This is a genomic window from Exiguobacterium sp. S3, from assembly GCF_018617295.1.
Taxonomy (GTDB): Bacteria; Bacillota; Bacilli; order Exiguobacteriales; family Exiguobacteriaceae; genus Exiguobacterium; species Exiguobacterium profundum.
In genome coordinates, this window is sequence record NZ_JACSJW010000001.1 from 576,263 (window position 1) to 594,137 (window position 17,875).

The following is a 17,875-nucleotide window of genomic DNA, read 5'->3' on the forward strand; positions in this document are numbered from 1 at the left end:
CAAAATAGGCAAGAAATCGCCTTATTTACTGAGTTCGAGAATATGCGCGACATCTTCCCGTTCGAGTGTACGGAAACGACCGAATGCGCCACGTTTCATCGCAGAATCGAGAATCGCATCGAATGTCGACTCATCGATCTCATAGTCACGAAGCGAGTTCGGTGCACCGAGTTGGTCAAAGAATGCACGTACAGCTTGGATCGTACGTTTCCCTGTTTCCAAATCGTTCTCGCCAGGCTCGACATCAAATACTTCTGTACCTAGTCGTGCAAAGCGAGCCGCATTGTCTTCATCCAACACATGTTCCATCCAACGTGGGAAGAGGATCGCGAGGCCCCCAGCATGCGGGATGTCATGGACAGCAGATACGGCGTGTTCGATGTTGTGCGATGCCCAGTCACCGGCTGCACCCATTTGAAGTACACCGTTCAATGCCATCGTACCTGAGAATAAGATGATGGCACGGAGGTCTACGTTTTCTAAATCGTTGACGAGTTTGGGTGCCGATTCGACGACCGCTTTCAACACACCTTCTGTCATGCGTTCTTGTACCGGCGCATGGTTCGGGTGGAAGTATTGCTCGAAACAGTGGCTCATCATGTCGACGATACCATAAATTGTCTGGTCTTTTGGAACTGACACGGTGTAACGTGGATCGAGGATCGAGAATGTCGGGAATACAAGTGGGTGACCCCAACCGAACTTCTCTTGAGTCTCCCAGTTCGTGATGACCGATCCCGAGTTCATCTCCGACCCTGTCGCAGCGAGTGTAAGGACTGTCCCGAATGGTACCGCCTCTGTCGGGATATGTTCACGAAGTACGATGTCCCACGCGTCCCCGTCATATGGAATCGCTGCTGAAATCAGTTTTGTGCAGTCGATGACGGAACCGCCACCGACAGCTAGCAAGGCATCAACGTCCTTTTCACGCGCAAATTTCACCGCACGACGTACCGTCTCGATGCGTGGGTTCGGTTCAACACCTGAGAAGTCTACGTATGAGATACCGGTTTTTTCAAGCTCGGCCACGACTTCATCGTACGTCCCGTTCTTTTTGATGCTTCCGCCACCATAGACGAGCATCACTTTCTTCGCGTCAAGCGCTTCGAGTTCTCCACCTAATTTTTCGACCTGATGTGTCCCAAAAATTAGTTTTGTCGGGTTTTTATATTCAAAGTTGTGCATAAGTTAACCTCCTCATAGAAATATGTAACACCTACACTATATACCCTGTTTTCACGGAATGAAAAGTATCGTGCTTACTGATAGATACGGTCGATGATGTGATGCAAGATGACCGCTTCCTCCGCTTGCCGATAGTTCGGCTCTTCTCCACAGGCCTCAAGGAAGAGTCGGATTTGCCGCTCATACGGGTCGTGTTCAGTCAAATAAGCTGGTCGCTCGTCAAACAATGCCCCAAATTTCTCCGTGTGAAGTGTGAGCGGGAACAGACTGGCTCCGGATTTCGTGCCACGACATTCCACTCGCATCGTATCTTTTTCCTCGATATTGGCCATGTAGCTGACGTCGAGTAATAAGGAGGATGCTCCGTTTTCAAACGTGACCATCGCTCTCGCCGTATCCTCGACTGTGAGTGAACTCGCGTCCCATTCCCCCAGCAAGCCGACACCAGGACGATTCCCTAAATACTGACCGACATGACCGACGACCTCTCTCGGTTTCGGGTATCCCATCAAATGAAGCGCCAGGTCTAACATATGCACACCTATGTCGAGTAATGCACCCCCGCCTTGCAGTTCTTTATTCGTGAAGACACCCCATCCCGGAATGCCACGCCGTCGAAGCGCGAGCGCCGTCGCTGCATAGATGTCTCCGAGTTCACCCGCATCAATCATTCGCTTCAACAGAACCGTATCCTCACGATGTCGGTAATGGAATCCGTAATGCAATGTTTTTCCGGCTCGTTTTGCCGCTTCCACCATCTCGATCGCTTCATTCTCTGAGATTCCCGGTGGTTTCTCACAGAGAGCGTGACATCCTGCTTCAAGCGCAAGCAGCACTTGCTCTTTATGTAAGGCGTTTGGTGTACAGATACTGACCGCATCGAGATTTTCGCGTGAAAGCATCTCTTCGACCGTCTCATAAAGGTTCGGGATGCCGAACTGTCGTGCGACACGTTCCCCGTTTGCCCGTGTCCGGTTCATGACCGCTACCACATCCATGCCTGCTTTGACATAATTCGGGATATGGGCACTCGTCGCAATTCCTCCCGTTCCGATGATGCCAATCTTCATGCCATCCCCTCCTACTCGCTTTACAGTTTCGTCATTCAATCCGCCGATTCCTGTAAAATAAAAAAGGTGACCCGTTTAGAACGGGCCACCTTGGGACACTTACTTCTTGAAGTTTGTGTTTTTGATCCAGTCTTCAAGTTTGTCTTTGAGGACTGTGAATCCTGGAGCTTCTTCTTGCTTGAAGTTTGAAGATGCTTCGTTGCGGCGTGGCGCACGACGAGCTGGCTTCGCAGACTTCTCGCGTTTTGGAGCTTCTTGAGTCGCTTTCATTGAAAGCTTGATTTTTTTAGAAGCTTCGTCCACTTCAAGGATTTTCACTTCAACTTCTTGACCAACTTGAACGTAATCGTTTACGTCTTTTACGTAGTCGTGTGAGATTTCTGAAATGTGTACAAGACCTTGAGTCTCATCGTCGAGTGCTACGAAAGCACCGAAAGGTTGGATTCCTGTTACTTTACCTGTTAATACTTGATCTTTTTCGTATTTTGCCATTACAAACAACTCCTATGCTAAATTCATCAACTTACTATAACATACTTTTTTCGATAAAGTGTAGAATTTAGTAAAAAAGATTATTTTTGACGTGTTGGTATGTTTTAAAGTCGAAGTGCGGGGTAAATACAAATCAAGCAAGACTTCAAGTATTCCCCCCTGATTCCGCTAGGCGACTCGCCTAGCCCTTTTTTTGTTCAAAATGTCGTAAACGGCTTCTGATGACGAATCGGATAGACCGTTTCCCCAGCCATGTCGTTCAAAATGACCGCATTTCGATAGACTGCCATCCCGAGATTCGTCGCAGCCGGACCATGTGAATGCTCTATATTCGTGTGCGTAAACAACTTTCCGCCTAGCGACTCGCTCATGATCACCTCATACGTGTCACGGACTGCCCATTCTCCCTCTACTTCCCATACAACCGGGAGCTGATTGATCCAAGATGGGATCACCGGGCGATACCCCGTCGCCACGACAACGAGATCGTACTCTCTTTCAATCACTTCTCCCGTATACCGTTGGGTCCCTTTCAAACGATGTGTTAACCAATCATAAGAAATCGATTCCACTTCGACCTGTGTCATCATATCAGCCTTCGTCGCTTTCGCTTCTGCCGTCCGATGATACAACGTCTCATAGATCGAGGTCATCGTCTCAGGATTGACACCATGACGGAAACGCTCGAATGACCCGAGTAGCTCTTGCCGAGCGTCGTACGGTAGCTTATGAAAATAATCGACATAATCCACACTAAAAATTTCATCCCCAAGCTTGCCTGCTTCGAGTGACTCAAATTGTTCGGAGCGTGTGATCCAGTCGACGCGTTGTTCATCCGTCGCTTCACGCAACAAGTCCAGAAAGACTTCCGCCGCACTCTGTCCACTCCCGACGACCGCGACACGATATCGGTCTTTGAGGACGTCCCGGTACGTCAAATAATCGCTCGTATGAATGACTTGTTCAAACCCGTCCGGCACGAATGGCGCCGCCCCTGTCCCTAGAACGAGATGTCTTGTATGAACTTGTGTCGATCGACCATCTGATTCGACGGTCACGAGGAAGCCCTCTTCTTCCACTACAACGTCAGACACATAATGATTGAAACGAATCGTCGACAGTTGATTTACAACCCATCGCAAGTAATGATTGTATTCCGTTCGAGGAATCTTATCTTGTTCTTGCGTGATAAATGTTTGGAGTCGACCCGTATCACTCAAATAGTTCAGAAAACTCGATGGATGGGTCGGGTCCGCCAACGTGACGAGATCTTGTAAATAATGCGTTTGCATCGTCATCCCTTCAATCAACATGCCTTCATGCCACATCATCTCCGCGCGTTGCTCAAAGCAAACCCCATGCAGTTCAGTCTTCTCCGCAAGGGCCATGAGACCAAGATTATACGGACCACACCCGATTGCAACAAAGTCAAATCGTTTCATCCTCTTCACCTCGCCCGTCTTTTCCCTTTCGTTATATCGCTAAAACGCCAAAGAACTCTCACGAATGAGAGTCCTTGGCTACTGTGACTTCGAATTGTTTCATGAAACGTTGAATCCGAAGAATCGCTTCTTGTAGTTGTTCGAGCGAAGTCGCATAACTCGCTCGGACGAACCCTTCCCCGCTCTCACCAAAGGCGTTTCCAGGAACAACGGCGACACGTTCTTCGACGAGAAGACGTTCTGCAAATTCTTCACTCGTCAATCCAGTATGTCGAATCGAAGGGAAGGCATAGAATGCTCCGCCTGGCACGTGCGTCGGAAGCCCTGCTTCGTTCAGCGCTTGAATGAAATAGTTTCGACGTTGACGATAACTTTTCACCATGCTCGGCACGTGCTGATCACGGGTCCGAAGTGCCTCGAGTCCACCGAATTGAACGAGCGTCGGTGCACACATCATGCCGTATTGATGGACCTTTAACATCTCTCGCGTGACGATTTCCGGTGCGCATGTGAAGCCAAGGCGCCATCCAGTCATCGCGAACGCCTTCGAGAAACCGTTGACGACAATCGTCCGGTCTCGCATGTCGTGAAGCGTCGCAAAGCTGACAAATGGTTCGTCGTAACAGAGTTCCGCATAAATCTCATCGCTGACGACCCAAAGGTCATACTTTGTCGCGAGCTCTGCGATTTGTGCGAGTTCATCGCCATTCATCGTGGCGCCCGTCGGATTGGACGGGAAGCAAAGCAAGATCGCTTTCGTCCGTTCTGTGATGGCTTGCTCAACGTCTTCCCGATCGAGTCGAAACCCTTTTTCCGGACGACATGCGACAGGGACGACGGTCCCACCTGCCAACTCGATGAGTGGACCATAAGAAACGAATGCCGGTTCGACCACGATGACCTCGTCCCCTGGATTGAGAAGGGCACGGAATGCGATGTCGAGCGCCTGCGATGCCCCAGTCGTGACAATCAATTCAGACGTCGGATCGTATTCGACTAAAAAGCGTTCTTTCATATAAGTAGCGATCTCTTCGCGCAACTCGATGAGACCGGCGTTGGCGCTATACGCTGTATAGCCTTCTTCGAGTGCGGCATAGCTCGCTTCTCGCACGTTCCACGGTGTGATGAAATCCGGTTCTCCCACCCCGAGAGAGACCACGTTATCCATCGTCTGTGCTAAGTCGAAGAAACGGCGAATGCCCGATGGCTTCATCGAGACGACTTGATTTGATAAAGACTTCATGGCGTGATGTTCAACCGCTTATCTTCAGTTTGTGGGGTGAACAAGATCCCGTCATGTTTGTACGTCTTCAATTTGAAGTGAGTTGTCGTCGACAAAACCGAATCAAGCGGCGAAAGCTTGTCTGAGACAAATGAGGCAACATCTTGAAGCGAGTTTGCCCGGATGACGACTTGAAGGTCATACGCCCCCGACATCAAATAAAGCGCCGTCACTTCTGGGAAGCGATAAATACGCTCGGCCACGTCGTCAAATCCGCGCCCTCGTTTCGGAGTCACTTTAACGTCAATGAAGGCAGTGACATCGTGGCGATTGATTTTTTGCCAATTGACCATGGCACGAAATCCAAGGAGAATCCCGTCTTGCTTGAACTTCTCGAGCATCGACTCAATCGTCTCTTCATCGAGTGCCAACAAGTCAGCCAACATCTTCGTCTCGAGATACCCCTTTTCTTCTAACAATTCTAACAACTCAAGTTCTTTTGATGAATACATACTTATTCTCCTTCCGTTCGACCAGGTAGCACGCCTGTGAACGTTCTCTCTGTCTGTCTCACGAATGCACGTCGTTCTTCCTGAACGATATGGAAATTCTTCATCTCCATGTCTGTCAGACCGTGCTTTTGACAGAAATGATCAAAATAACGACGTCTCGTTTCATCCTGTTTTGCCGACAGGTTATCGGTCCCGTTGAAGGCGTAAAGTACCGTCGCACGCGCCGGGTGTGACACGGTGAATGCATCCATTACCCTTAACAAGAAATCCCAATCCCAGTAGTTATAGACGTCTTCGTCGAATAGACCAATCGTGTCATGAATCGATTTGCGATACATCGTGCCCGAAGGGATGAACGTCGAGTCCTGACGCATCCGCTCTCGATCAAACGCGTAAGCGAACGGTTCCCAGTCCGTCACGACACGACGGCCCGCTCTCCATTCGAATCGGAACAGCTCAGCATCCGAATAGACGAGGTCTGCCTGTTGAAGGTCGCGTAGCCCCTCCTCCAAGTGTGTCGGCATGAGCAAATCGTCATCGTCTAGTAACAAGATGACATCGCCTCTCGCTTCGAGAACACCACGATTACGGGCACGAACATGATGGTTTTCACCCACTTCGATGACACGTGCATCCAATTGATTCAAAAAAGGCGCCAAAAGGTGTTGTTTTGGCGGCCCTTCATTATTCATGACCAAGACCTCAAACTGCTGAAATGTTTGGACCGTTAGACTTTCAAGCAGTTCCGTCAGTTCCGTCTCGCGTTTATAAGCCGGAATGACAATCGAGACAATCGGTTTCATCCGCGATATGCCGTCTCAACGAGTGGAAGAATCGCTTCCCAGCTCACACCGTTCTCCTTTGATACGGTCACAAAGTCACCATAAGCAAAGACACTCTCGACGCCTTCGATTTCAACTAGTTTTGCGAGGAGCGGCTGATCTGTCGCTTCGCCCGCCTTCACACTTTGACTCTTGGCGCCAAACACGTTCTCTGGAAGTGTCACTTTCATCGCATTCGGATTCGGTGTTGGATCAATTCGTAACATTATTGGTTCCTCCTTATAGTTGGCAAGATGACGATACGAGGAGTCGCTGCGCCATCTCGAAAATCTCAGTTTCTGGTGGACACGCATCGAACGCTTCAAGAAGCGTTCGGCGAATCACTTCGGTCAATTGTTCGGGAGAATCGACATAGGTTAATGCCATCATGACTTCATCAAACTCAGGTCCGTATGAACCTGCCCCATAACCGAGTGGGTCCCATGTTAATAATAAGTCTTCTGTACGCACTTGTTAAACCCTTCTTTTCGCTGAAATTCCATGTCCTACTTCACCAATCTACCTTACTTTTTACTCGGATACCAGCCTTGACAAATGGATTCATATTTCTTGATTCATCAGAACACTATATCTAGTATGAAATGAATATGCAGGTATTTTGATAAGTAACGTCAAATACAATCCATTCCACCTCAAACAAACGGATGAAATGTTTCATCAAGAGTGATGAAATCGAATTCATCAATTTGTGAAAAAACAAGCAAAGACAATACATAATTTTTTTCATCTCAGTTCTCTGTCTCAAATTGGGTCATGAAGCCCTTTTGGAGCAAAAGCAAAAAGGTGACGGGCACATTCCAGAATGTCAAGGATTGAAAAACTAAATATAGGTGTTTTATGATTAAAAAGATAAAAAAGTGTCAATATATAGTTAACGGGTATTTTGATCGTTAACACGATATTGTGACAGGTAAGGAAGTTCTTATTATCCTTTTATAACGTCTACACCATCTAAAGGAGTGATCTATTTTGACAGCCCCTATCCACCACGAGACGATGCTACCAGCGGCTCCAACGCTTTCTGACGTCTCTTCTCTTATTCAATCTATCCAGACACGGTATCCTCACTTAAGCGTAGAGCGCTATGAAGAACGGGCTATTCGGGCGCTCGAGACAAAAACGCTAACACAAGATGTAGTATATGACTTATTGACGATGCATGCCCTCGATATGTTGAAAGCCGAAGAACCGGACTGGACGTTCGTGGCAACGGAAATGTACTTGAACCGCCTCTATCTTGAAGCGGCACGCAACCGCGGTTACGAAGCATCTATGCGTTATGGTAACTTCTATCAACTGGTCGAGACGTTAACATCAAAACGAATTTTCACGTCAGCTCTTCTCGATACGTATTCAAAAGAAGACATGGACCATCTCGAAACATTGATCGATCCATCCCGTGACCGTCTCTTCACATATATCGGACTCCGCACGTTGTCGGACCGCTATCTTGGGCGCGATCATGTGAAGAATCTTTATGAGCTTCCACAGGAGCGCTTCATGGTCATCGCCATGACGCTCATGCAAAAAGAAGACGAGACGACTCGTTTGAAGCTCGTCGAAGAAGCTTATTGGGCCTTGTCAAACCTTTATATGACGGTCGCGACACCAACGTTGTCAAACGCCGGCAAATCATATGGACAGCTCAGCTCTTGTTTCATTGATACAGTCGACGACTCTCTCCGTGGCATCTATGATTCGAACACCGATGTGGCGACACTCTCAAAAGGTGGCGGCGGAATCGGTGTCTACCTCGGGAAAATCCGTTCACGCGGTAGTGACATCAAAGGTTTCAAAGGCGTCTCAAGTGGTGCCCTTCCTTGGATGAAGCAGTTGAATAACACAGCCGTCTCGGTCGACCAACTCGGTATGCGTCAAGGCTCTATTGCCGTCTATTTAGACATTTGGCATAAGGACATCTTCGAATTTCTCGACGCGAAATTGAACAACGGGGATGAGCGTCTCCGGACACACGACTTGTTCACAGGCGTCTGCCTCCCGGATCTCTTCATGCGTACGGTCGAGGCACGCGGCGACTGGCACTTGTTCGACCCACACGAGATTCGTACCGTGATGGGATATAGCCTTGAAGACTATTTCGACGAGTCAGAGAACGGCGGCAGCTTCACCGAGAAATATATGGAATGTGTCAACACGCCAGAATTATCTCGTGTGACGGTTCCGGCCATCGACCTTGTAAAACGTTACATGCGCTCACAACTTGAAACCGGTACACCATACATGTTCTTCCGAGATGCAGTGAACCGCGCAAACCCAAACAAACATGCAGGGATGATTTACAGTTCAAACCTCTGTTCCGAAATCGCGCAAAACATGTCGGCAACGACAATCGAAGAAGAATACACACAAGACGGAAAAATCGTCATCACAAAAACACCTGGTGATTTCGTCGTCTGTAACTTGAGTTCGATCGCACTTGCTCGTGCCGTGAAAGCCGATGTGCTCGAACGACTCATCCCGATTCAAATGCGTATGCTCGATAACGTCATCGATTTGAATACGATCGAAGTGCCACAAGCGATGATCACGAACCAGAAGTATCGTGCCGTCGGTCTCGGAACATTCGGTTGGCACCATTTGCTCGCACTCGAAGGAATCCGCTGGGAATCGGTCGATGCCGTTCAATACGCTGAGAAACTCTACGAAAAGATTGCGTATCTCACGATCCAGGCATCGATGGAACTCGCCAAGGAAAAAGGAGCATTCGGTGTCTTCGAAGGTTCAGAATGGCATACAGGCGAATACTTCAAGCGTCGGAACTATCGTTCACATGACGACCTCGATTGGGACGGTCTCGCAGCAGAGGTACATCAAAACGGTGTCCGTAACGCCTATATGATGGCTGTCGCACCAAACTCATCAACGGCGATTATCGCTGGTAGCACTGCATCGATCGATCCGGTCTACAAAAAAGTCTACTCAGAAGAGAAGAAAAACTATAAGATTCCAGTCACGGTGCCGGACTTGACACCAGACACGAACTGGTTCTATAAATCAGCATTTGAAATCGATCAATTATGGAGCATCCGTCAAAACGCGGCTCGCCAGCGCCACATCGACCAAGCCATCAGCTTCAACTTATACGTGAAGAACGATGTAAAAGCGACAGAGCTTCTTGCGATGCACCTCGAGGCATGGTCTCTTGGCATGAAGTCGATTTACTACACTCGTTCGACGACTGTCGAAGTCGACGAATGTGAGTCGTGCGCTTCGTAAACCGTCGTCCTAATCATATGTACATTTTATAGAAAGGTGGTCCACCCTATGAACATCGCAATCATCTGTCATTCGATGAGTGGAAACACAGAAGAAGTGGCATCGCTCATCGAATCGACACATCATCGCCGAGGCGATACGGTCGTCCGCTATGATGCCGATCGCGTCGGATATCGCGAAGCAAAGTCTCTCGCTTCGTTCGACCTAGTCTATTTCGGCTCCTACACGTGGGCAGACGGAATCTTACCAGACGAAATGAAAGATACGTTCCGCCTCGTGTTGAAGGAACTCCAAGTGCCGATTCGACAAGCTGCGGTATTCGGAACGGGTGACAAGATGTTTGTACATTTCTGTCGCGCTGTTGACGAGATGGCGTACCACCTTTCAAAATACGGAATCCCACTTGCCGGGGAACTGCTTAAAATCGAGCAGTCCCCACGTAACCAACCGTTCAACGTCCAACATTGGGCAGAGCGGATGGCTCACCATGTAGAAGAAGGAGTTATGCATCATGTCGATTCAGAAAATCAAATTATTGTCGCCCAAACATCCTAACCGGGCAACCGCCATCATTGGCGGGGAAACGAGTTCGATCGTCAATTGGAACGATATCGCGTATCCTCAGTTCTATACCATTTACAAACAGTTATTATCGAACTTTTGGATTCCTGATGAGATCTCAATGTCTAAGGATATGCAACAATGGCCGCAATTGACTGAACGTGAACAGGATGCATTCAAACGGATCATCGGACTGCTCTCGATTCTCGACTCGGTCCAGACACGATACATCCTCGAGTCTTCCATGTTCTCATCTGACTCATCTGTACACGCCGTTCTCGCGGTCATCGCACAACAAGAGGTCGTGCACAATCAATCATACAGCTATGTCCTATCAAGTCTCGTGCCACTCGCTGAACAAAATCGAATCTTTGACATCGCCAAAGACGATGAAATGGTCATGAAGCGCAATCAATTCATCTTGGACTTATATGAAGCGTTCCGCGAGACACCAAACGCCGAAAACTTTGCGAAATCGCTCGTTGCATCCGTCATTTTAGAAGGAATCAACTTCTATTCAGGATTCGCTTATTTCTACAATCTCGCCCGTCACCAAAAGATGGTCGGTACATCCACGATGATCAGTTATATCCAACGTGATGAGATGCAGCATTCTTACTTCATCAGCCAACTCTTACGTGCCGTACTGACAGAAAATCCTAAGATTGATGAAAACGGACAGTTCAGTCAGTTCGTATACGACACGATGGCGGAAGCGGTCGACCTCGAGATTGAGTGGTGTGAATATGTACTACGCGACCTTGACGGACTCGACGTCAGTGAAATGCGAGACTACGTCAAGTACTTGGCGAACAAACGCCTCCGCGTCATCGGTCTGAATGACTTGTATGAAGGATTTGACGAAGATGTCATGCCTTGGATCCGTGCATACTCGGATGACTCGCTCAATGCGACAAAATCTGATTTCTTCGAACAAAAGTCACGTTCTTATGCGAAAGTGACAGACGCAAACGGATTTGATGATCTATAAAATTGTACCGAACCGATTAAATCGGTTCGGTTTTTTGATGTACCAAAAAACCCAGACAATAATGTCTGGGTTGATTCAATCAATAATAAGTCTGAACGTACTTGGCAATTCCTTCAGCCACACCTTCCGCCATTTGCTGACGAGACGTGTTACTTCGAAGGTAAGTCAAATCGGTTGGTGATGAGATAAATCCTAATTCGACGAGTGCAGATGGCATTGTATTATACGTAATAACATAATAATTCGCCGTTTTCAATCCTCGGTTCGACATTCCACTCATTTTACCTGCCAGGTTGCTTTGAATGTTTGAAGCAAGGACACGACTTCGAGCGCTATGCGCAGACCGAGAGGAATAGAACGTCTCTACCCCTTTCGCAGATGATGAACCGGCTGCGTTGACGTGCATACTTACAAACAAATCACCGCGTAACGACTTCGCTGCAGCAACTCGCTGATCTAGAGTCAAATAGACATCAGTTGAACGAGTGAGACGTACATTGTAATCATATTTTGAACGAAGATAGGCTTCTACACGTTTCGTTACATCGAGTACAATCGTCTTCTCATAGAAAGATCCATTAACCGCTCCCGGGTCTTTCCCACCGTGTCCTGGGTCAAGGACAATAACTGTTCCAGTAGATGTGCTCGGCTTAGATGTCATCACGAACCCTGAAGAAATATAAGCATCTTGTCCGTTAAACTTGATTTTATGGAAGCCATTGACTGTCCCATAATGTGCAACAGCTGTTCCATGACTGAGTTGACCAACCACATTCGAATCAAGACTCGCTTTCGAACGAACGTTCAATACATCTCCTGGTGTGTTGATGTATACCGTACCTTTCGGTGCAGCTTCCGGCGCAGCCGGGGCTTTCCCTTTCGTCAACCACGAACTTGCTGTGTAGTAGACTTTCGAGCCGATATGAACAGTCGACCAACTCGAATTGTACGCTTTATATGAAACAGCCGTGTATTTCGGAAGAACCAACTGGACTGGAGAGCTTTGCGATGTCCTTCCAAATAGACTAATTTCACGATTTGCGAAACCATCGATAGGCTGATTCGATTCTTTAGGTGTTTCTCCACTAGTTAACCATAAACTAGCTGTGAAATAGACTTTCGAACCAATATGGACCGTGGACCAACTCGAGTTATATTGTTTATACAAAACAGTGGTGTTCTTAGGTAGAGTCATAAGTATCGGAGAACTTTGTGAAGTACGTCCAAATAGTTTAGTAGATTGGTTTGTAAAACCATCTGAAAGATTAGATGATACTTCTATTTTTTTGGATTCGATATAACTTTTTGCAGCGTAATAAGTTTTCCCGTTCAGATAGACTTTAGCCCATGATGAATTATGGATTGCGTATTTCACTTCCGTTCCTTTCTTCAACGTGGTTACAATCTTCGCTGAACGACTAGATGAAACTCGGATGTTCAAGTTCGCAGTAGTCACCCCGGTAGACGTTGCCGACTGTGTCGTTAACGAACTTGAAGTGGATGAAAGTTTCCGAATGTACTGGGCCGAGGCATAGTATGTACGATTGTTTACATACACTTTGTGCCAGGACTGATTATACGTCCCATACTTTACTTTCGTGCCTTTTGGTAATGTTTTTACTACCTTCCCACTTAGACTAGGGGATGTACGAATGTTCAAATTGACAGTCGTCTCTCCATTATAAGTAGCAGCTTCGACAGACGGAAGTTGCATCCCTAACAAGAAGACCGTTAAGATGAGGGCAACTTTCAATAGTTTTATTTTCATCCCAAATATTCCTTTCTCATTGCGGCATTTCCTACTAACAACAACTTCATATTAGCATAATGCTTTTTTAAAAAAAGTAAATATTTGAAAAAAAAGATACTTCTTTTGAAAATAAGGTAAATGTTTTTATTTAGCCGGTCGGATAATCAGAAACGTCTCCGTTCCGTAATCTTCGATGGCGACAGTAAAGCCTTCTTTAACGAAAGGATTCTCTATACCAATCAATCCATCTCGTCTCTGTTGAATCACAAATCCATCCAGTCCTTCAATCGCTGCAATTCGATAAAACCGCTCGACATGTTGTTCTCGTTCTATATATCGGTCGAATCGCTCAAATGATTTAACTGGGACCCCGCCCCAATAGCGACCTGGCTGATGCGATAAATATGTTCGCACCGATGTCTCCGTGATCGGGTCCGGCGTGTGGTCAAATCGTCCGAAGTCCCGAGCCGACTTCTCTTCGATGAGGGCAAAGAGTGAATCGAACAGATTGAGATGGTAAGACGCGCCGAGAGACATGACGGCCCGTTGCAATCGCTCGATATGCTGCTGTAGTGATTGTCCTTTACGATTCGGTTTTAACTTCTTATCGCCTTCATAGGCGTTCAAAATCCGTGCCACTTCGCCTGCCTCTTCCACAATTTGAAAATAGAGCTTCTCTTTAGATTCGATTCCCTCGGCCTCTGGTTGTTGTAATGCAATCGCATACTGGTTTGCTAGACACGTGGAGATCACTAGGACATCAAGCAACTCCTCTTTCAACTCATCCTGAGCCTCTCTCCTTAACGCGCCTCCTACTTCTCCTACTTCTTCTAATAATCGTGCTAACCCCGATAAAGGTTTCCAATAGCCACCTAAATGAAGAATCATCGTATCGATTTTTTGTTGAACTTCTCTCACGCTCATTCACCTATCTTTCTGCTTTATTTACCACTTACATGATATACTATGCTCAACCTAATTGTCTGGAAAGGGTGGGTTCCACATGTCATCGGCAAGACTTTGGCAATTGCTTCGGTTTGTCCTCGTCGTCATCGGTTTCTTTTTAATCACGTGGCTATTGAACATACTTTTTGAATATACATATCCGTTCGTGTTCGCCCTGCTCTTATCCTTGATGACCGTTCCGCTCGTCAACTTTTTCGAGCGCAAAACAAATATGCCTCGTGCACTCGGCACTCTCATTTCCTTAATCATCGTGCTCAGCATCGTCGTTGGAATCATCACCATCGTCATCATCCAATTGATTCATTATGCGACGGTGGCAGCGGAACGACTCCCTGAACAAATTGAAACACTCACCGAGTTTATCCAACGACTGTTCAATGAGAAAATTGCACCGCTCGTCAACGATGCATATGAGAGCTATCAGCAGTTAAATCCCGGACAGACGACATCGCTCGAGGGAGGAATCACCGAACTCGGTGTCCAACTCGCTGCAGCTATCGGCGTCCTGTCCCGTGGTGTGGCCAGTGTGCTACAAAACATGTTAGCGGCGCTCCCGCTCGTCTTGTTGCTCGTAGTCGTCATTGTGCTCGCTTGGTTCTTCATCACAAAGGATTGGCCGGTATACGTCAACTCATTGAATCGTCTGAACAAGCGGAAAGGATTCAAAGAATTCGAGGAAGTGATGATCAACCTCAAGTCTGCCCTATTTGGATACGTCCGTGCCCAGTTCACGCTCATCTCCATCACATTCGGGATCGTCTTAATCGGCATGCTCATCCTCCGTGTTGACAATCCACTCTCGTTCGCTTTACTCGCGGGGTTCTTTGACCTCTTGCCTTATTTGGGGGTCGGGACGTTACTCATTCCTTGGGCCGCCTATGCCGCGGTGACAGGTGATTGGTTCGTGGCCATCGGATTGGTCGTGTTGTATATCATCGTCATCGTCCAACGCAATTTAGCTGAACCGAAGATTGTCGGTTCCCATATCGGACTGAACCCGCTTGTCGCACTCATCTCCATCTTCGTTGGACTGAAGCTATTCGGTGTCCTCGGCTTTATCGTCGGGCCCGTCCTCGCCGTTCTATTAAAAGCCGTATACAATGCCAAAGTGTTTCATTACATATGGCGATTTATCGTCGGTCCGCCTACGACGACAGCAAAAGAGCGATGAAATCAACATTTCATCGCTCTTTTTTCATTTGAGGTACAGCCACTACGGGTTGATCGGATTCTGCCGGCTGGAGCGAGAGACCACTTGTCCCCGCTTCATAGGCAGCTACCGCCAAGATGCACGCATCGATAATATCGTCGATTTGGACGTTCGACATCTTCCATTTCCATGGAGAACTTTTCGAGTATTGCCGAAGTAACTCGATTCGCTCATCCTGCCCTTCGACCGTCTTTTTCGAATGACTTGCCTCATGTCCCATCATGACCGAGAAACAAACTTCCGGATGTGATTCGTAAACGTCAGATGCCTTCACCTGCTGAAACTCACGGATCCGGGGAACAAGATTCCACGCTTGTTTACTAATCCCTTTACCAACCAACGCCCGACTCCTTTCATTCGCTTCCTCATAAGTCGCTTCGTGCAACACCTCTTGAATCGGCGGAGTGAAGACGGACGACTTTCGTTGGCTGAGTCGGCAACGCATCCACGTATCGCATTCGCGGCTCGGATGGTCGACCGTCCCTAAATCTTTCGGCATATCCACAAAATGCATGGCACCATCAATCAGTAACTCCTCCAACGTCTCCGAAATCGTTAAACAAAGTGAGATGCTGTCGTATGTGATCCGTACCCAGCCGCCACGTGCACCATCAATTCCTACTCCTACCATGTCGTACCTCCTGTAACATCATCAACACGCCAAATACGGCGAGAAACACTGTACTCCCTAACCAAATACGGTTCGGCCAAACCGTGTAGCATAAGCCACACAGAATCGCCAAACCGATTACTCCAGCTGCTCTTACCGCTCCCACGATTCAATCATCCGTGCGAGGGTTCGAACCATGACACCAGTCGGCCCCTTCGGACCGAGGTCATTCGCTGCCGCTCGTTCGCTCGTTCCCGCAATATCGAGATGTAGCCATGGTGTATCGCCGACAAACTCACCGACAAATGCGCCACCAAAAATCATATGGCCGAAACGACCTGGTGAGTTATTCAAGTCGGCAACTTCCGATTTTCTCACCTTGTCGATGAAGACATCAAAGTATGGCATCTGCCACACGAGCTCGTTCGTCTCACGGCTCGCCGCTTCAAGCGAGCGATAGAGTGAATCATCATTTGTCAGACAGCCTGTCACGTCTGTACCGAGGGCAACAAGAACGCCACCTGTGAGCGTAGCTACATCAATGATAGCTTTTGGTTCATACGTTTTCGCAAATGTGACCGCATCCGCTAGGACGAGGCGTCCTTCAGCGTCTGTGTTCAAGACTTCAATCGTCTTCCCGTTCATGGCTGTGATCACATCATCCGGTTTGAACGCATCCCCAGAAATCATATTGTCGGTCGCACCGATGATGCCAATCACGTTCCGTTTTGGTCGTGTCAATCCGAGGGTTTCGAACAATCCGAGGACGGTAGCAGCGCCACCCATGTCCCCTTTCATTCCGACGATTCCATCTTTTGGCTTGATTGAATAGCCACCTGTGTCGAATGTGACACCCTTTCCGACAACGGCAATCGGAGCTTCTTCCTCTGCCCCGCGATACTCGAGCACAATCAATTTTGGCGGAATCGTCGAACCTTGGTTCACTGCGAGCAATGCCCCCATCCCGAGTCCTTCCATCTCTTCTTTTTCAAGAATGCGGTATTTGAAATCATGACGTTTCGCCAACTCAACCGCGTAATCCGCTAACGTCTCCGCCGTCAAAATATTGGCCGGCATCATTGTCAACGTTCGAGCGACATTGACTCCTTTCCCATAAGCCACACCCGCATCGACATCCGTCTGGTCCACGTCACCGAGCAACGTGATCGTCGGTTCTTCGACCGTTTCATTTGGAGCAGACTTATATGTAGGATGGGCATAGGTCGCCATTTCATACGCTTCTGTAAACATACGCGCCGCTCCGTCCGTAAACGTATCAAGCGCTACCGCGACGTCCTTCAGTCCACGTACTTTGATCAGCTTCGCGACTTTCCCGAACCAATTCCGAACATTCTCGGTCGTCATGTCATTTCGTTGACCAAGTCCGACAAATAAAACACGGGTCGTCTCCCCGGCGAATGTCGGAAGGATTGTCACTTCCCCCGTCTTCGTAGAGAGGTCTCCTGATTGAATAAGCGCTTTGACGCGTCCAGCAAACAATGTGTCGAGCCCCTCATCGATAGAATCAGCCGCTCCAATTCCGACGACGATTGTCTCGTAAGAATCGGTCCAATTTAATTGAGCAATTTGATACATATTGCCACTTCCCTTCTATATATATGGTAAGCATAACGAACTTCTCCAAAATAATGAAATAGTATGCGTAAGAGTCAAGAAATCTTCGAATTCATGGGCTATCTCCTCGTTGTGACGTTGTTTTATTTTATGATAGGATAAGAAAGTACGCAATCGGGCTTCTCTTCATCGTGAAGTGAGGCCAATTTG

17 protein-coding genes are annotated in these 17,875 nt (G+C 47.8%); 4 read left to right on the forward strand and 13 right to left on the reverse strand.

Features of this window, described 5'->3' with window-relative positions; genetic code table 11:
* Positions 1 to 21: 21 nt before the first annotated feature.
* From KNO65_RS03030 to KNO65_RS03070, 9 genes are all read right to left on the reverse strand, one after another.
* Positions 22 to 1,185: an iron-containing alcohol dehydrogenase gene (locus KNO65_RS03030; RefSeq protein WP_214781604.1), complete on the reverse strand. Its 1,164-nt coding sequence runs from the start codon at positions 1,183 to 1,185 to the stop codon at positions 22 to 24.
* Positions 1,186 to 1,259: 74 nt separating this feature from the next.
* Positions 1,260 to 2,255 (reverse strand): Gfo/Idh/MocA family protein, encoded by a 996-nt coding sequence (locus KNO65_RS03035; RefSeq protein WP_214781605.1) that lies wholly within the window; start codon positions 2,253 to 2,255, stop codon positions 1,260 to 1,262.
* A 99-nt stretch (positions 2,256 to 2,354) separates the two neighbouring features.
* Entirely contained in the window at positions 2,355 to 2,747 is a 393-nt protein-coding gene (gene yugI / locus KNO65_RS03040; protein ID WP_074033496.1) for a S1 domain-containing post-transcriptional regulator GSP13, read from the reverse strand.
* A gap of 197 nt (positions 2,748 to 2,944) precedes the next feature.
* On the reverse strand, positions 2,945 to 4,189 hold the full coding sequence (locus KNO65_RS03045; RefSeq protein WP_214781606.1) for a lysine N(6)-hydroxylase/L-ornithine N(5)-oxygenase family protein: 1,245 nt from the start codon (positions 4,187 to 4,189) through the stop codon (positions 2,945 to 2,947).
* A 58-nt stretch (positions 4,190 to 4,247) separates the two neighbouring features.
* Positions 4,248 to 5,432 carry an aminotransferase gene (locus KNO65_RS03050; RefSeq protein WP_074036420.1) on the reverse strand — a complete coding sequence of 395 codons (1,185 nt, stop codon included), beginning with the start codon at positions 5,430 to 5,432 and terminating at the stop codon, positions 4,248 to 4,250.
* Positions 5,429 to 5,923: an Lrp/AsnC family transcriptional regulator gene (locus KNO65_RS03055; protein ID WP_012726802.1), complete on the reverse strand. Its 495-nt coding sequence runs from the start codon at positions 5,921 to 5,923 to the stop codon at positions 5,429 to 5,431. Before KNO65_RS03055 ends, KNO65_RS03050 begins: the two co-directional genes overlap by 4 nt.
* A gap of 2 nt (positions 5,924 to 5,925) precedes the next feature.
* Positions 5,926 to 6,726 (reverse strand): glycosyltransferase family 2 protein, encoded by an 801-nt coding sequence (locus tag KNO65_RS03060; RefSeq protein WP_074036418.1) that lies wholly within the window; start codon positions 6,724 to 6,726, stop codon positions 5,926 to 5,928.
* Positions 6,723 to 6,971, reverse strand: a complete 249-nt coding sequence (locus KNO65_RS03065; protein WP_074036416.1) for a NifU N-terminal domain-containing protein — start codon at positions 6,969 to 6,971, stop codon at positions 6,723 to 6,725. Before KNO65_RS03065 ends, KNO65_RS03060 begins: the two co-directional genes overlap by 4 nt.
* Before the next feature lie 13 nt (positions 6,972 to 6,984).
* Complete coding sequence (locus tag KNO65_RS03070; protein WP_074036415.1) at positions 6,985 to 7,215, reverse strand: DUF1871 family protein; 231 nt, start codon at positions 7,213 to 7,215, stop codon at positions 6,985 to 6,987.
* Between the two features lie 531 nt (positions 7,216 to 7,746).
* On the opposite strand from KNO65_RS03070, the gene KNO65_RS03075 reads away from it, so the two are divergent.
* From KNO65_RS03075 to KNO65_RS03085, 3 genes are read left to right on the forward strand one after another with little or no spacing between them, the layout of a single operon-like run.
* Positions 7,747 to 10,002 (forward strand): ribonucleoside-diphosphate reductase subunit alpha, encoded by a 2,256-nt coding sequence (locus KNO65_RS03075; RefSeq protein WP_371730226.1) that lies wholly within the window; start codon positions 7,747 to 7,749, stop codon positions 10,000 to 10,002.
* 48 nt (positions 10,003 to 10,050) lie between these two features.
* Complete coding sequence (locus tag KNO65_RS03080) at positions 10,051 to 10,557, forward strand: flavodoxin domain-containing protein (RefSeq protein ID WP_012726807.1); 507 nt, start codon at positions 10,051 to 10,053, stop codon at positions 10,555 to 10,557.
* On the forward strand, positions 10,514 to 11,554 hold the full coding sequence (locus tag KNO65_RS03085) for a ribonucleotide-diphosphate reductase subunit beta (protein ID WP_047795143.1): 1,041 nt from the start codon (positions 10,514 to 10,516) through the stop codon (positions 11,552 to 11,554). Before KNO65_RS03080 ends, KNO65_RS03085 begins: the two co-directional genes overlap by 44 nt.
* A 79-nt stretch (positions 11,555 to 11,633) precedes the next feature.
* Here the strand turns inward: KNO65_RS03085 and KNO65_RS03090 are convergent, their stop codons facing one another.
* Positions 11,634 to 13,322 (reverse strand): N-acetylmuramoyl-L-alanine amidase family protein, encoded by a 1,689-nt coding sequence (locus tag KNO65_RS03090; protein ID WP_214781607.1) that lies wholly within the window; start codon positions 13,320 to 13,322, stop codon positions 11,634 to 11,636.
* A 126-nt stretch (positions 13,323 to 13,448) separates the two neighbouring features.
* Positions 13,449 to 14,228, reverse strand: coding sequence for a nucleotide pyrophosphohydrolase (locus KNO65_RS03095; protein ID WP_214781608.1), 780 nt, complete (start codon positions 14,226 to 14,228; stop codon positions 13,449 to 13,451).
* Between the two features lie 79 nt (positions 14,229 to 14,307).
* On the opposite strand from KNO65_RS03095, the gene ytvI reads away from it, so the two are divergent.
* Positions 14,308 to 15,441: a sporulation integral membrane protein YtvI gene (gene ytvI, locus KNO65_RS03100; protein WP_211782560.1), complete on the forward strand. Its 1,134-nt coding sequence runs from the start codon at positions 14,308 to 14,310 to the stop codon at positions 15,439 to 15,441.
* Positions 15,442 to 15,451: 10 nt separating this feature from the next.
* Here the strand turns inward: ytvI and KNO65_RS03105 are convergent, their stop codons facing one another.
* Complete coding sequence (locus KNO65_RS03105) at positions 15,452 to 16,111, reverse strand: DUF429 domain-containing protein (RefSeq protein ID WP_214781609.1); 660 nt, start codon at positions 16,109 to 16,111, stop codon at positions 15,452 to 15,454.
* 132 nt (positions 16,112 to 16,243) lie between these two features.
* Positions 16,244 to 17,686, reverse strand: a complete 1,443-nt coding sequence (locus tag KNO65_RS03110) for a leucyl aminopeptidase (protein ID WP_214781610.1) — start codon at positions 17,684 to 17,686, stop codon at positions 16,244 to 16,246.
* Positions 17,687 to 17,875: the final 189 nt, after the last annotated feature.